The organism is Streptomyces sp. NPDC127092, from assembly GCF_042722475.1.
Classification (GTDB): Bacteria; Actinomycetota; Actinomycetes; order Streptomycetales; family Streptomycetaceae; genus Streptomyces.
Genome location: NZ_JBHXFE010000024.1, coordinates 1 through 13,884, shown reverse-complemented (window position 1 = coordinate 13,884; position 13,884 = coordinate 1). Strand labels below are relative to the sequence as shown.

16 protein-coding genes are annotated in these 13,884 nt (G+C 72.9%); 5 read left to right on the top strand and 11 right to left on the bottom strand.

Annotated features, from left to right (window positions below; genetic code table 11):
• Positions 1 to 2: 2 nt before the first annotated feature.
• The 3 genes from ACFWJO_RS20695 to ACFWJO_RS20685 all read right to left on the bottom strand — a co-directional run bounded on the left by ACFWJO_RS20695 (position 3) and on the right by ACFWJO_RS20685 (position 3,152).
• The gene (locus ACFWJO_RS20695; protein WP_384417815.1) at positions 3 to 977 is read right to left on the bottom strand and encodes a sigma-70 family RNA polymerase sigma factor; all 975 of its coding nucleotides are present in this window, start codon (positions 975 to 977) and stop codon (positions 3 to 5) included.
• A 115-nt stretch (positions 978 to 1,092) separates the two neighbouring features.
• Complete coding sequence (locus ACFWJO_RS20690; RefSeq protein ID WP_384417818.1) at positions 1,093 to 1,788, bottom strand: L,D-transpeptidase; 696 nt, start codon at positions 1,786 to 1,788, stop codon at positions 1,093 to 1,095.
• Between the two features lie 65 nt (positions 1,789 to 1,853).
• The gene (locus ACFWJO_RS20685; RefSeq protein ID WP_386867095.1) at positions 1,854 to 3,152 is read right to left on the bottom strand and encodes an MFS transporter; all 1,299 of its coding nucleotides are present in this window, start codon (positions 3,150 to 3,152) and stop codon (positions 1,854 to 1,856) included.
• 62 nt (positions 3,153 to 3,214) lie between these two features.
• Between ACFWJO_RS20685 and ACFWJO_RS20680 the strand changes: the two genes are divergently transcribed.
• Positions 3,215 to 4,168, top strand: a complete 954-nt coding sequence (locus ACFWJO_RS20680) for a LysR family transcriptional regulator (RefSeq protein WP_386867094.1) — start codon at positions 3,215 to 3,217, stop codon at positions 4,166 to 4,168.
• 21 nt (positions 4,169 to 4,189) lie between these two features.
• Here ACFWJO_RS20680 and ACFWJO_RS20675 read toward each other — a convergent pair whose 3' ends face one another.
• Positions 4,190 to 4,963 (bottom strand): alpha/beta hydrolase, encoded by a 774-nt coding sequence (locus tag ACFWJO_RS20675; protein WP_386867092.1) that lies wholly within the window; start codon positions 4,961 to 4,963, stop codon positions 4,190 to 4,192.
• An 88-nt stretch (positions 4,964 to 5,051) separates the two neighbouring features.
• Entirely contained in the window at positions 5,052 to 5,825 is a 774-nt protein-coding gene (locus ACFWJO_RS20670) for a GNAT family N-acetyltransferase (protein WP_386867090.1), read from the bottom strand.
• Positions 5,826 to 5,952: 127 nt separating this feature from the next.
• On the opposite strand from ACFWJO_RS20670, the gene ACFWJO_RS20665 reads away from it, so the two are divergent.
• Positions 5,953 to 7,107, top strand: coding sequence for an adenosine deaminase (locus tag ACFWJO_RS20665; protein ID WP_386867088.1), 1,155 nt, complete (start codon positions 5,953 to 5,955; stop codon positions 7,105 to 7,107).
• Between the two features lie 194 nt (positions 7,108 to 7,301).
• Positions 7,302 to 7,721: a hypothetical protein gene (locus ACFWJO_RS20660; RefSeq protein WP_386867087.1), complete on the top strand. Its 420-nt coding sequence runs from the start codon at positions 7,302 to 7,304 to the stop codon at positions 7,719 to 7,721.
• 73 nt (positions 7,722 to 7,794) lie between these two features.
• On the opposite strand, the gene ACFWJO_RS20655 is transcribed toward ACFWJO_RS20660, so the two are convergent.
• The 5 genes from ACFWJO_RS20655 to afsQ1 all read right to left on the bottom strand — a co-directional run bounded on the left by ACFWJO_RS20655 (position 7,795) and on the right by afsQ1 (position 11,628).
• Positions 7,795 to 7,995 carry a PspC domain-containing protein gene (locus ACFWJO_RS20655; RefSeq protein WP_386867085.1) on the bottom strand — a complete coding sequence of 67 codons (201 nt, stop codon included), beginning with the start codon at positions 7,993 to 7,995 and terminating at the stop codon, positions 7,795 to 7,797.
• Between the two features lie 78 nt (positions 7,996 to 8,073).
• A complete protein-coding gene (locus ACFWJO_RS20650) occupies positions 8,074 to 8,676 on the bottom strand; it encodes a VanZ family protein (RefSeq protein ID WP_386867083.1) in 603 nt (200 codons plus the stop codon).
• A gap of 107 nt (positions 8,677 to 8,783) precedes the next feature.
• Positions 8,784 to 9,416: a hypothetical protein gene (locus tag ACFWJO_RS20645; protein ID WP_386867081.1), complete on the bottom strand. Its 633-nt coding sequence runs from the start codon at positions 9,414 to 9,416 to the stop codon at positions 8,784 to 8,786.
• Entirely contained in the window at positions 9,413 to 10,954 is a 1,542-nt protein-coding gene (locus ACFWJO_RS20640; RefSeq protein ID WP_386867080.1) for an ATP-binding protein, read from the bottom strand. Before ACFWJO_RS20640 ends, ACFWJO_RS20645 begins: the two co-directional genes overlap by 4 nt.
• Entirely contained in the window at positions 10,951 to 11,628 is a 678-nt protein-coding gene (gene afsQ1, locus ACFWJO_RS20635) for a two-component system response regulator AfsQ1 (RefSeq protein WP_265869013.1), read from the bottom strand. The genes ACFWJO_RS20640 and afsQ1 overlap by 4 nt, the downstream gene beginning before the upstream one ends.
• Before the next feature lie 170 nt (positions 11,629 to 11,798).
• Here afsQ1 and ACFWJO_RS20630 point away from each other — a divergent pair, with 170 nt between their 5' ends.
• Positions 11,799 to 12,521, top strand: coding sequence for a SigE family RNA polymerase sigma factor (locus ACFWJO_RS20630; protein WP_386867077.1), 723 nt, complete (start codon positions 11,799 to 11,801; stop codon positions 12,519 to 12,521).
• 156 nt (positions 12,522 to 12,677) lie between these two features.
• Here ACFWJO_RS20630 and ACFWJO_RS20625 read toward each other — a convergent pair whose 3' ends face one another.
• Positions 12,678 to 13,376: a uridine kinase gene (locus ACFWJO_RS20625; RefSeq protein WP_386867076.1), complete on the bottom strand. Its 699-nt coding sequence runs from the start codon at positions 13,374 to 13,376 to the stop codon at positions 12,678 to 12,680.
• A gap of 52 nt (positions 13,377 to 13,428) precedes the next feature.
• On the opposite strand from ACFWJO_RS20625, the gene ACFWJO_RS20620 reads away from it, so the two are divergent.
• On the top strand, positions 13,429 to 13,884 hold a 456-nt coding region (locus ACFWJO_RS20620; protein ID WP_386867074.1), incomplete at its 3' end, for a hypothetical protein.

Here is a 13,884-nt window from a genome sequence, read left to right as displayed (position 1 = left end):
GGTCAGGCCTCCAGTCGCTCCGGCAGGTCGAACAGCGGGAACCAGCGCTTGGTGTCCAGGAAGAAGTCCATCCCGCCGATCTTCCCGTCGTTCACCTGGAGCACGATCAGCGCCCACGGCGCGTACCCGCCCTCCGGGTCCGGGTGGTAGTGCGCGAAGGCCGGCTGGCCGTTCGCCACGGTCGGCACCAGCTTCGAGCCGCGGCACACCTCGCCGACGCCCAGCATCCAGCCCACGATGTCCTCGTGGCCGCGCAGCCAGAGGTCGTACGGCGGCATGGACATCGTCGCGTCCTCGTGGAGGAGCGCGGTGAGGGCCTGCATGTCGTAGCCCTCGAAGGCCGCCACGTAGCGGTCGAGCAGGGCCTTCTGCTCCTCGTCCAGGGGGTCCGCCGCGTCGGACGCGGCCGGGGCCTGCTCGGCGATGGTGGCCCTGGCGCGCTGCAGCGCGCTGTTGACCGAGGCGACGGTCAGGCCGAGCAGCTCGGCCACCTCGGCCGCCTTCCATGCGAGCACCTCGCGCAGGATCAGCACCGCCCGCTGCTTCGGCGGCAGGTGCTGGAGGGCCGCCACGAAGGCCAGCCGCACCGTCTCGCGCGAGACGGCCGTCTCCGCCGGGTCCGCCACCGACGGCAGCACCCTCCCGTCCGGCACCGGCTCCAGCCAGGTGACCTCGGGGCGCTCGTTGAGCCGGGCCTGGGCGACCGGCGTCGGATCCGTCAGGTCCATCGGACGGGCCCGCCGGTTGCCCGCGTTGAGGGAGTCCAGGCACACGTTGGTGGCGATCCGGTAGAGCCAGGACCGCAGGGAGGAGCGGCCCTCGAAGGAGTCGAGGGAGCGCCAGGCGCGCACCATGGTGTCCTGCACGGCGTCCTCCGCCTCGAAGGCGGAGCCCAGCATCCGGTAGCAGTAACCGGTCAGCTCCGTGCGGTACTTCTCCAGGTCGTCCGACTTCAGGTCCTCGGCCGTCCGTGCCATCGCGTCCACCCCGCTCGCCCCTCACCGGCGCCCGTTCGGCACCGATGAGGGGAAGTTATCGCAGGGCACCGACAACCGGGGCCGACTCCGGTCAGGTTGCCGGTCGGGCCGCCGGTCAGGTGCCGGGCTTGCGCCCGTAGACGTAGACGTCGTCACCGTTGCGGAGCAGGTTCCAGTACGCCTTGGCGTCCTTCTGCGTCATGTTGACGCAGCCGGCCGAACCCGGCGGGTTCCACATCGACTTGGTGACCGAGTGGAAGGCCTGCCCGCCGTCGAAGAACTGCGCGTACGGCATCGACACGTGGTAGAGCGTCGACCAGTGGTTGATGTTGCGCCAGTAGATCTTCTTGGCGCCCGTACGCGTCTCCGAGCCGTCCCGGCCCGTACGCACCGGCACCGGGCCGTACTTGAGCCTGGCGCCGTCCTGGATCCAGCTGAGCTGCCGGGTCAGGTCGACACAGGCGATCCGGCCCTTGTTGGTCGGGCACTTCCCGGCCTTGTTGGGGTTGGTCCCCGCCGCCTTCTGCGCCAGCATCGTCGACATGGTCCGCCAGGTCACCGGCCCCGCGTACCCCGCCGACGGGGTGATCCCGTGCTTGACCTGGAAGGCCTGGGTGGCCTTGCAGTCGGCGAGCGACTGCTTCCCGTCGACCGGGCGGCCGAGGAACTTCTCCACCTGCTTCTGGTAGGGGCCGGTCGTGACGTTGCACGACGCGGCCTGGGCCGGGGCGGCGGTGAGCGCCACCGTCATGGGTACCACCAGAGACGTGACGGCGAGCCCGATGCCCGCGCGTCTGCGTATCCCGTTCATGATCGTCAACTCCCCCTAGAGTCCTGACCCGTTTGACGCTCGGGGGAGCCCGACAGTTGCAGTCCTCAGGCGGCCGTGGCGACTTCGTGACGCAGGGCCTTCACCCGCCGGGCCTCGACCCGGGCGCTGTGCGTCCCGTACAGGGTGACCGACACGACGCCGAGCACCGCCACCAGGCCGATCAGCACCGTCCCGGCCCAGCCGCCGGCGTGGAAGGCGACCGCGCCGAGCGTGCCGCCCGCGCTGCTGCCGAGGTAGTACGCCGACTGGTACAGCGCCGAGGCCTGCGCCCGGCCCGTCCGCGCCGTGCGGCTCACCGAGGAGGACGCCACCGCGTGCCCCGCGAAGAAGCCCGCGGTGATCAGCACCAGGCCCGCGAGGACGGCGGGCAGCGCGTCCGCGAGGGAGAGCAGCAGACCGGCCGCCGTCGTGGAGACCGCGAGGTAGAGCGCGCCGCGCCGGCCGAGCCGGCCGACCAGCTTGCCGGCCGCCGCCGAGGAGACCGTACCGACCAGGTACACCAGGAAGATCGAGCCGACCACGCCCTGCGGCAGCGAGAACGGGGCCTCGGCCAGGCGGTAGCCGATCACCGTGTACACGGCGCCGAACACCGTCATGAACAGCGCGCCGATCGCGTACAGACGCAGCAGCAGCGGGTCGGCGAGGTGCCCGCGCACGGTCCGCGCCAGCGCCCTCGGGTTCAGCGTGCCGGGGGTGAAGTGCCGCGCCTTCGGCAGCAGCGCCCGGAAGGCGACCGCGCACGCCACGGCCATCAGGCCGACCGCCGCCAGACCCGCCCGCCAGCCCCACAGCTGGGCCACCCAGCCGGTGACGATCCGGCCGCTCATGCCGCCGATGGAGTTGCCCGCGACGAACAGGCCGATCGCCGCGATCAGTGCCTTCGGCCGTACCTCCTCGGCGAGGAAGGCCATCGCCGAGGCCGGCACGCCGGCCAGCGCCGCGCCCTGCACCGCGCGCAGCGCGACCAGGCTCTCCAGGTTCGGGGCGAGCGGCACGAGCAGACCCACGGCCACGGCGACCGCGAGCGAGACCGTCATCGTCGAGCGGCGTCCGAAGCGCTCGGAGAGCGCGCTGAGCGGGAGGACGCACAGGGCCAGCGCGCCGGTCGCGGCGGAGACCGTCCAGGAGGCGGCCGACGCGCTCGCGCCGAACTCGGCCGAGACGGCGGGGAGAAGGGCCTGGGTGGAGTAGAGGAGGGCGAAGGTGGCCACTCCGGCGGCGAAGAGCGCGAGGCTCATCCGGCGGTAGCCGGGGCGACCGGGGGAGAGGCGGGTGTCGGCGGAGTCATGACCGGTGTCGGCGACCGCGCGGGTGGCGGCCGCCTTGGTACTGGCGGAAGGCATGCCTCGAACGTAGGACGGTCCGCTTCATGCGTCCAATGCACGGAACTGCTGTAATCGTTCCCATGGTGCATGAGTACAGGTCACAGCATCGCCTGTCACCGAACAGTAACGAAGAAGACATGGGACTGCTGCTCGCGCCGCGGCTCGCGTACTTCGCCGCGGTCGCCCGGCACGAGCACGTGACCCGCGCCGCCGCCGAGATGGGCGTCCCGCAGTCGACGCTGTCGCGGGCCATGGTCAGGCTGGAGGAGGACCTCGGCGTCGCCCTGTTCGCCCGCCGCGGCCGCACGGTCGCGCTGACCCCGGCCGGCCGCCGCTTCCTCTCCGCCGCGGAGCGGGCCCTCGCCGAGGTCGAGCGGGCCGCCGACACGGTACGGGCGGACGCCGATCCCACCGCCGGCCGGGTCGCCTTCGGCTTCCTCCACACCATGGGCTCCGAGACCGTGCCGGGGCTGATCCGCGCCTTCCGCGTCGACCACCCGAAGGTCCGCTTCACCCTGGTCCAGAACTACGGCGAGGCGATGATCGAACGGCTCAGGGCCGGCGAACTCGACCTGTGCCTCACCTCGCCCGTGCCGGACGCGCCCGACCTGGTCGGCCGCCGCCTCGACGAACAGCGGCTGCGGCTCGTCGTACCCGACGACCACCGGCTCGCCACCCGCAAGCGGATCCGCCTCGCGGAGGCCGCCGACGAGACCTTCGTGACCCTGGAACCGGGCTACGGGCTGCGCCGCATCACCGACGACCTGTGCGCGCAGGCCGGCTTCAAGCCGCGCATCGCCTTCGAGGGCGAGGAGGCGGAGACGCTGCGCGGCCTGGTCGCCGCGGGCCTCGGCGTCGCCCTGCTGCCGCCGCCGGCCGTCGCCCGCCCCGGCGTCGTCGAGCTCGGCGTGACCTCGCCGCGCGCGGTCCGCGAGATCGGCGTGACCTGGCTCGACGGTCATCCGGACACGCCGCCGGTGGCCGCGTTCAAGAAGTTCCTGCTGAGCAAGCGGGGCAGCCTGTTGCCGGAGTGACGGGCCGGCCGCGCGGGGCCGTCAGCCGAACGACCGCCCGAACCCGGCCGCCAGCGGCATCCGGAGTCCCAGCGGCGGGGGTGCGGCCATCGCGTCCGCGAGCGGGCGGCTCTGCGGGCGGGCGAAGAGCGCGGAGAGTACGAAGTCGGCGGCCAGGGCGTGGACTTCCTCGCGGTACTGGCGCAGCGCGTGCCCGTCCGCGTGGACCTCGAAGCGGCAGGTGTCCCGGTTGGACTTCTTGGCCCGCTCGGCGAACCGGTAGCTCAACTCCGGGTCGGTACGGGCGTCGTTGGTGCCGTGCACGATCAGCACCCGCCGTCCCACGAGCTGCCGCACCGGTTCCGGCTCGGCCGCCCGGTCCTCCTCCGGCAGCCACGGGGCGAGCGCCAGGACCGCCGTCACCGCCGTGTGCCCGCCGGCCGCCAGGGCGGCGCGGGCTCCCATCCCGCGGCCGACGAGGCAGACCGGCACGTCGCCGTAGCGCCGCACCGCCTCCGAGACCGCCCACCGGGCGTCGGCCGCCAGCTGCGCGTCCGTTCCGTTCCAGCCCCGCCCCCGGTACCGCACCACGTGCGACACGAGCCCGTCGGCCCGCCCCGCCCGCACCAGCTGCCGCCCCAGCGGCAGGACCGCGGCGTGGGCCCGTACGGAGTGCCGCCGCCCGGAGGCGACCTCGCCGTCCGGGAGCAGCAGCACCACCCCGCCCGCTTCGGTGACCGCTGTCGTCGCCGCGACGGGCCGGCCGAGGCGGGGTGTCCGGGAGCCGGCCGTTCCCACGAGTGCGTTGTGCGCCATGGCAGAACAGTCTCAGAAGCCGAGGTGTACGCGAGTGGTACGCGCGGTCTCTGTTACGTATCGTCCGCTGACCGAACGCCCGTACCCCTCACGCCCGTTCGAAGCAGTGCACGGTGCCCGTGGGGACGAAGCCGCGGCGCGCGTACCAGTGGCGCGGCCAGTCCGTGGCGAGGGCCGTCAGGAAGACGGTCGTGCAGCCGGCGGCGTCGGCCATGCGCAGGGCGGTGTCCAGGACGACACCGGCGTGGCCCTGGCGCAGGTGGGTCTCGGCCGTCACCAGGTCCTCGATCTGGGCCGTCCCCGAGGCCGCGTCGATGTACAGGTCGGCCCAGGACGCCACCTCGCCGAACTCGTCGTGCGAGGCGAGGAAGCGGACGTCGTCGGCGCCCCGGCGCCGGGCCGCACGGCGCTCCACCAGGTCGCTGATGACGTCGTCCCCGACGTCCGGGAGGAAGCGCCGCTGGCTCTCGGTCAGCGGGCCGCGCAGGGCGGGCAGGTCGACCTCGCGCGCCCCGCCGAGCTCCGGTACGGGGCCGGTGTGGACCATCAGGAGGACCTCGGAGCACTCGTACCCGGCCCGGGCCAGCGGCCCGGCGCAGGCCTCGGCGACCGCCGTGTCCGGGATGTACACGGTGCGGTGCGAGAGGTGGGCCATCAGCTCGTCGACCCGGCCCGGCAGGGCTTCGGGATCGGTCCGCCCGTCCACCAGGACGTGGTTGTTGCCGTGGGAGAGCGCGTAGGTGTCGTCGAGCGCGGCGAACCCGCCGGGGAAGTCGACGGTCCGTTCGGCCTGCCGGCGCGTGAAGGCGGACAGGAAGCCGATGATCCGGCGCAGTTCGGAGTCGCTGGTGGCCGTGGTCATACCGGCAGGCTAGGTGTCCGCGGAGGTGCCCGCACCCGGGTTTCGGGTGGCACCCGCCCGGAAATCCGGCCGAAGGATGCGGCGCAGAAGAGGCGCGCTCTACGCGCGTAGGCGCTAGAGTGCGGCAATGACGAGCCAGATCCCCAGCACCCCCTCGGCGGATCAGATCCGCCGCGCCCCGAAGGTCCTGCTGCACGACCACCTCGACGGCGGCCTGCGCCCCGGCACGATCATCGAACTCGCCCGGGCCCAGGGCTACGGCAGCCTTCCCGAGACCGAGCCGGACAAGCTCGGCATCTGGTTCCGGGAGGCCGCCGACTCCGGCTCCCTGGAGCGCTACCTGGAGACCTTCGCGCACACCTGCGCCGTCATGCAGACCCGCGAGGCCCTGGTCCGGGTCGCCGCCGAGTGTGCCGTCGACCTCGCCGAGGACGGCGTCGTCTACGCGGAGGTCCGCTACGCGCCCGAGCAGCACTTGGAGGGCGGTCTCAGCCTCGAAGAGGTCGTCGAGGCGGTCAACGAGGGCTTCCGCGAGGGCGAGCGCCAGGCGAGGGCCAGCGGCCACCGGATCCGGGTGGGCGCGCTGCTCACCGCGATGCGGCATGCCGCCCGGGCCCTGGAGATCGCCGAACTGGCCAACCGCTACCGGGACTCCGGCGTCGTCGGCTTCGACATCGCGGGCGCCGAGGCCGGCTTCCCGCCCACCCGGCACCTCGACGCCTTCGAGTACCTGAAGCGCGAGAACAACCACTTCACGATCCACGCGGGCGAGGCCTTCGGCCTGCCCTCGATCTGGCAGGCCCTGCAGTGGTGCGGCGCCGACCGGCTCGGCCACGGCGTGCGGATCATCGACGACATCGAGGTCGCCGACGACGGCACGGTCAGCCTCGGCCGGCTCGCCGCGTACGTGCGCGACAAGCGCATCCCGCTGGAGATGTGCCCCACCTCCAACCTGCAGACCGGCGCCGCCGAGTCGTACAAGGAGCACCCCATCGGGCTGCTGCGCAAGCTGCACTTCCGCGCGACGGTCAACACCGACAACCGGCTGATGAGCGGCACCAGCATGAGCCGTGAATTCGAATTCCTGGTCGAGGCATTCGGTTACACGCTCGACGACATGCAGTGGTTCACGGTCAATGCGATGAAATCAGCGTTCATTCCTTTCGATGAACGACTCGCGATGATCAATGACGTCATCAAGCCCGGTTATGCCGAGCTGAAATCCGAATGGCTGTTCCAGCAGACCGCCACGACCAGCGAGTCTTCCCGCCAGTCGGACTGATCAGCCGCCCTCGGGACGGGACGGACGGCGGCCGGGCGCACCACGCCCGGCCGCCGTCCGGTGTTTGCGGCCGGGACTTTCGGTGGTTAGTTTGCATAGCCACTCTGCATTCCCCGTTTCCCCGAAAATCCCCGCTCTCAGGGCCTTCCCCGTCGCCCCGAGACGCACCCGAGATTCCTGAGGAAGATTTTCTGATGAAGCAGTCTGCCGCCAAGACGCTCGGTGTCGCCGCCCTCGGTGCCGCCTTCGCCGCTGCCGCCGCCGGAACGGCCTCCGCCGCCCCCGGGCTGCCGGTCGTCGGCTCCGACGCGCTCGGCACGGTCACCAGCGTCGTCCCGCTCGGTGACGGCCTCACCGAGCTCCCCGCGGGTGCCTCCGAGGCCCTCGTCGGCGGCCAGGGTGCCCTCGGAACCGGTGTCGAGGAGGGCGCCAAGACCCTGCCCGGCGCGGTCGAGCAGGCCCAGAACCTCCCCGGCGAGGTGCAGAAGCAGGCGCAGGACCTGCCGCTGGACGGCGCCAAGGCCGGCCTCGGCTCCACCCCGCTCGGCGCGGCCACCGGCCTCCTCGGCGGCCTCCCGGTGAACGGCCTGCCGCTGGGCGGCATCGGCCTCTGAGCCCCCTACGCCGAAGGGGCGCCCACCCGGTCCGGGTGAGCGCCCCTTCGGCGTACGTACGACGGGTCCGCGGCTACCAGGCCGTGCTCGCCGTCTTCTCCGCGGGCAGCAGCACCCACAGCGCCAGGTACAGCAGGAACTGCGGGCCCGGCAGCAGGCACGAGACCAGGAATATCGTGCGCATCGTCCAGGCGGAGATGCCGAAGCGCCGTGCCAGCGCCGCGCACACTCCGCCGATCACGCGTCCGTCACGAGGGCGGGCAAGTGCGGCCATGGTGGGCTCCTTCAGTCCGGGTGTCCGGTTCTTCCGATGTCCCCATCGTGCCGCCGGACCCGTGGACAAAGCGTCCCTCTACGGGGCGATCCCGACCCTGGGAATCGTCGGGGTCGTCCCCTGAGAAGCCCGCTGGGAGGCCTGCTGCCTCCTCCTCCCGGAGGAGGACTTCCCCGGCCGGGAGGACGGACGGCGCCCGCGCGGGCCGCGGCGCAGCCGCGCCCGCCCCGCCGGGACGAGGAGCAGGTGCGCGAGTGCCACGCCGGCCGTGTTCAGGAGCACCGAGTCGACGTCCACGACCTGCCCGGGCACCGCCGTCTGCAGCAGCTCCACCGCCAGTGACACCAGGGCCCCGGCCGCCGTCGTCCGGGCGAGCGACGCCCAGGGCGACACCGCGAGCCGTCCGTCGGCCATCGGCAACAGCACCCCGAGCGGGGCCAGGAGCAGCAGTCCGCCGGCGATCCGCCGCGCGGCCTCGGCCGGACCGAGCGCCAGATCGCCCCGGATCCCGGCCAGCGGCGTCAGGTTCGGCGCGGTCACCCAGGCCACGTCGCGCGGGCGGAGCGTCACCCAGGCGACGAGCAGCAGATGCGCGAGGAGAAGGACGAACCCCGCCACGCGTACGACCACGGCGACAGAGCCGCCGGAACTGCCCGACCCACCCGAACCTTGACGTTGCACGCCCCCCAAGACGCGCCCTCCGGCGGCATCGGTTCCGCCCGACCGTCACGGACCTGGAACAGCGCCACGGCCCCGTAAGACGGGCCGCCCGCGGTCCCGCCGTCCCGTCAGCGCCCCGCCGGGGACGAGGGGACCGCCGACTCCGGGCGTTCCTTCAGCTCCGTCGTACAGCTGTAGCGGCGCGGCCCGTACGGGCCGGGGCCGCCCAGGACGACGGAGTCGGCCGCGGCGCCGGAGCCGCCCGGCTCACCGGCCGCGCTCTCCGCGAAGGTGCAGACGATCTGGGCCAGGGCCGTCGGCGGCAGGTCCTCGGGCTGGCGGCTGAGCCGCAGGGTGCCCTTCGGGTCGCCCGCGCGGCCCGCGCTCACCACCAGCGGGCCCTTCACCGCCGTCGCGAAGCCCGCCCGGCGCTCCTCGTCCGACGGCTCGCTCTCCAGCTGGGCGAGCAGCGCCGAGGCCGTGCGCACCCGGTCGCCCGCCGCCTTCTCCTCGGGCAGCGGCGACCTGCGTTCCACGGCGTCCAGCTGCGCACCGCACACCAGGTACACGCGCAGCGGCACCCCGCTCTGCACGCCCGTCGCGGACGCCTCGCCCGGCACCGTGCACGGCACCCGCGAGGGCGCCGCGCCCGCGTCGACCGGCACCGAGGTCGTACGGATGCCGCAGCCCGAGAGGAGGACGGCGGCGCCCAGGGCCAGCAGCCCCGTACGGCGACGTCCCCACGTACGGCGCAGTCTCAACTCTCCTCCACCTCGCCCTGGCTGCTGCGGGTCCGCAGTTCGCGCGCGATCCCCGAGGCGTCCCGGGGCAGCCGCAGCACGAACACCGCGCCGTCCACCCGGCCGTCGGCGTCCGTGGAGTTGGCGGCGGTGATCGAACCGCCGTGGATCAGCGCGTTCTCCATCGCGATCGACAGACCGAGACCGCTGCCGTCCGAACGCGGCCGTGACGCGCTCGCCTTGTAGAAGCGGTCGAAGACGTGCGGCAGGACCTCCACCGGGATGCCGGGCCCGTGGTCGCGCACCGCGATCACCAGCTCCTCGCCCTCCTCGGTCTCCTCCGTCCGCACCGACACCCGCACCGGCGAACCGCCGTGCTTGAGGGCGTTGCCGATCAGGTTGGCCAGGACCACGTCGAGCCGGCGCGGGTCGAGCCGCGCGACGATCCCGCGCTCGGCGTCCAGGTCCACGGCGTCCAGCCAGGCCCGCGCGTCGATGCAGGCGGTGATCTGGTCGGCGATGTCGACGTCGTCCAGGACGAGACGCGCGGTGCCCGCGTCGAAGCGGGTCACCTCCATCAGGTTCTCCACCAGGTCGTTGAGCCGGCGGGTCTCGCTGACCACGAGGGCGACGGCGGGCGCGATCATCGGGTCGAGCGCGTCCTGCTCGTCCTCCAGGACCTCCGTCACGGCGGTCAGCGCGGTCAGCGGCGTGCGCAGCTCGTGCGACATGTCGGCCACGAAGCGGGCGCTCGCCTCCTCCCGTGCGCTCATGTCCGCGACCTTCTTCTGCAGCGACTCGGCGGCGCTGTTGAACGTACGGGAGAGGTCCGCCAGTTCGTCGTTGCCCGAGACCCGCAGCCGGGTGTCCAGCTTGCCCTCGCCGAGCTGCCGGGCCGCCTCCCCGAGCCGGTGCACCGGGCGCAGCACGGTCGTCGCCGCCACCTGCGCGAGCAGCACCGAGCCGAGCACGGCGAGACCGGTGGCGATGCCGAGCGACCAGGCCAGCGAGTTGAGGTCGGCCTTCTCCGCGGCGAGCGACTTGAACATGTAGCCGGTCGGCCCGCCGCCGTCGATCTTCGTGCCGCCCACCAGGTACGGCGTCGAGCCGCGCTGGGTGCGCTGCCAGAACAGGTGGTACGGGTACGGGTTGGCGTCCGACACCGGACGCTCGGTGGTCACGGCGGTCTGCAGCGGACGCGGCACGTCCGCGAGCGTGAACACGTCCGGGTCGGAGGCGCCCACGATCGGCTTGCCCGCGGCCCGCTCGCCGATGAGCAGCACGCTGTAGCCGGCGCTGCCGCTCGCCATCTGCTCGGCGGTGCGCCGCAGCTCCTCCTCGGTGGGCCGCGACGGCAGCGTCGCCGCCCGGTTCTGCATCTCCTGGCGGAAGTCGTTCAGCGCGCTGTCCTGGGTGCGCTTGAGCACGGCCTCGCGGTTGAGCCAGTACGCGATGCCGGAGGCCGACACGGCCGCGAGGAGCGCGACCAGGGCGAAGACGACGACGAGGCGGAGCCGCAGGCTGGTGAACCTCAGCACCGAGACGATCCCTTTGCTCACGCAGGAACGTCCAGCCGGTAGCCCACGCCCCGCACGGTACGGATCAGGGTCGGCGAGGAGGGCACGTCCTCGACCTTGGCGCGCAGCCGCTGCACACAGGCGTCGACCAGGCGCGAGTCGCCGAGGTAGTCGTGCTCCCACACGAGCCGCAGCAACTGCTGGCGCGACAGCGCCTGTCCGGGCCGCCGGCTCAGCTCCAGGAGCAGCCGCAGCTCGGTCGGCGTGAGCTGCAGGTCCTCCCCGTTCTTCGTCACCGTCATCGCGGAGCGGTCGATGACGAGGGAGCCGAAGGTGGCCGAGTCGGTGGCCTCCCGCTCGCCGCGGCGCAGCACCGCGCGGATCCGGGCGTCGAGCACCCGGCCCTGCACCGGCTTCACCACGTAGTCGTCGGCACCGGACTCCAGGCCCACGACCACGTCGATGTCGTCGCTGCGCGCGGTGAGCAGGATGATCGGCAGCTGGTCCGTACGCCGGATCCGGCGGCACACCTCGAAACCGTCGATGCCGGGCAGCATCACGTCGAGGACGACCAGGTCGGGCCGCTGCTCCTTGAGCAGCTTCAGGCCGTCCTCGCCCGTCGCCGCGGTGGCCACACGGTGGCCCTGGCGTGACAGGGAGAGTTCGAGGGCCGTGCGGATGGCGTCGTCGTCCTCGATCAGCAACAGGAAAGGCACGGCCTCATTCTGTCGCATGCGCCCGTCCGAGTTCGACCGTGCGGACACGCCTCCCTTCCGCCCCCCGCCTGTGACACGCCTGTGACAGTCGGCGGACACCGCCATGAAGTCGGCCGGGCAGGCTTTTCGACATCAAGGACCTACGGACTCCAACCGACGGGGGGCGCGAGATGAACGCACTGCACAGCACCACCTCCAGCGCAGTTGTCACGCGTCTCCACGACGTCACGCGGAGCACCGAGAAGTCCGGCGCGGTGAACGGGCGGGGGTGCGTTCGCAGCGTCGGGCGTCAGCACAAGGCGCCGTACATGGTCGCCGTGGCTGACGGGGGAGCGGTGTACGGGGAGGCCACGGGGGAGCGCTCCAGCCGGTCGGAGGCCGAGTTTACGGCCTACGTTCAGGAGCGCCGGGCCTCCCTGTACGCCACCGCCTACCACCTGACCGGTGACCGTTTCGAGGCCGAGGACCTGCTCCAGAGCGCGCTGTTCTCCACGTACCGCGCCTGGGACCGGATCAGCGACAAGGCCGCGGTCGGCGGCTACCTGCGCCGCACGATGACCAACCTGCACATCAGCGCCTGGCGCCGGCGCAAGCTCAACGAGTACCCGACCGAGGAGCTCCCGGAGACGGTGGGCGAGACGGACGCGATGCGCGGCACCGAACTGCGCGCGGTCCTCTGGCAGGCGCTGGCCCGTCTGCCCGAGCTCCAGCGCACGATGCTGGTGCTGCGCTACTACGAGGGCCGGACCGACCCGGAGATCGCGGAGATCCTGGACATCAGCGTCGGCACGGTGAAGTCGAGCATCTGGCGCTCGCTGCGGCGACTGCGCGAGGACGAGGTGCTGAGCTTCGGCCGTGACGAGGAGGAGTCCTTCGGCGAGCTCGTCGCCTGAGGGATACGGGGGGACACGGGGGCACGGGGGAAACACGGGGGACCGTACGGGGGTACGGGGTAAAGGGCGAGGGCCGGACAGGATCGGGGGATCCTGCCCGGCCCTCGGCACGTTCACGGGGCGACGGGTCCGGCGGGCCGGAACGGGGCCTGCGGGTCAGGCGCGGGTCGCCGGGACGCGGCAGCGGCCCGCCGCGGCGGCGGCCAGCCGGCCCAGGGCCTCGTCCCTGGCGCACGGGTGGGCGCCGAGCGCGGTCTGCCGGGCCACGATCGACCGCTCGGTCCGCATCAGGCGCCAGCCGCGGCGCAGCAGGAACGGCACCGACTTGCGGCCCTCCCTGAGGTCCCGCAGCAGCCGGCGGCGGAAGGTCGTGGACGGGCGGCCGCGCAGGCACAGCGCGTCGGCGAGCACCCCGAGGTCACGGCAGCGCGCCACGATCTCGGCGGCGAAGATGCCCTCGGCCACGAACAGCGGCGTCCGCTCGATGTCCAGGGCCTCGTGGTCCACGCGGGAGCTGGTGGCGATGTCGTAGACGGGCACGTCGGTCCGTCCCGTACGGCACAGTTCGGCGATCGCGGCGACGGCCGCGTCCGCGTCCCACGAGAGCGGGGAGTCCCAGTCGATGTCCGTGCTCCCCTCGACGAGGGGCAGGGAGGGGTCGTCGCCCTCCTTGTAGAAGTCGTCGAGACGCAGGACCGGCAGCCCGGTGCGGGCGGCGAGGGACGACTTGCCGGAGCCGGAGGGGCCCGCGAGCAGGACGACCCGGGTCGGGATCGGTTGGGAACTCACGGGACACCAGTGTGAGGCATTCCCCCGTGCAGGGGACCACCGAGGCGGCCCGTTGGTATCGAGCATCACACCTCCACTACTGTCGGTGCCCGCTCGACCACCCTCCGGAAGGATCCTCATGGCGCGTCACGCACAGTCCCGGACGTCCCGGCCCCGTGCCCTGCTGAAGGCCGGTCTCACCGTCACCGCGGCGGGAGCCGCCGTGTTCGGCGCGGGCGCCGGCGCCCAGGCCGCCGAGGGAGTCGGCGTGCCGCTGCCGCCCGACTCGCTGACCCGCGTGGACGGCGCCGCGGCCCTGGAGGGCCTCGGCCACGGCGTGGCGCCGCTGACGCAGCTCCAGCTCGACCCGCTGGCCAACACGGGCGTCGACCCGCTCGACAACGGTCTCGGCACCCAGGTCGCCGACTTCAAGCCGGTCGGCACGACCATGGTGACCGACCACGTCACGAAGGGCGGCGCGCAGCCCCTCCTCGGCGTGCGCACGTGCCTCGGCGTGGCGTCCGGCGCGCAACTCGGCGTAGGCGAGGTACTCCAGGGCGCGGGGCACCAGCGCGGCCGAGCCCTCCTGCCGGGG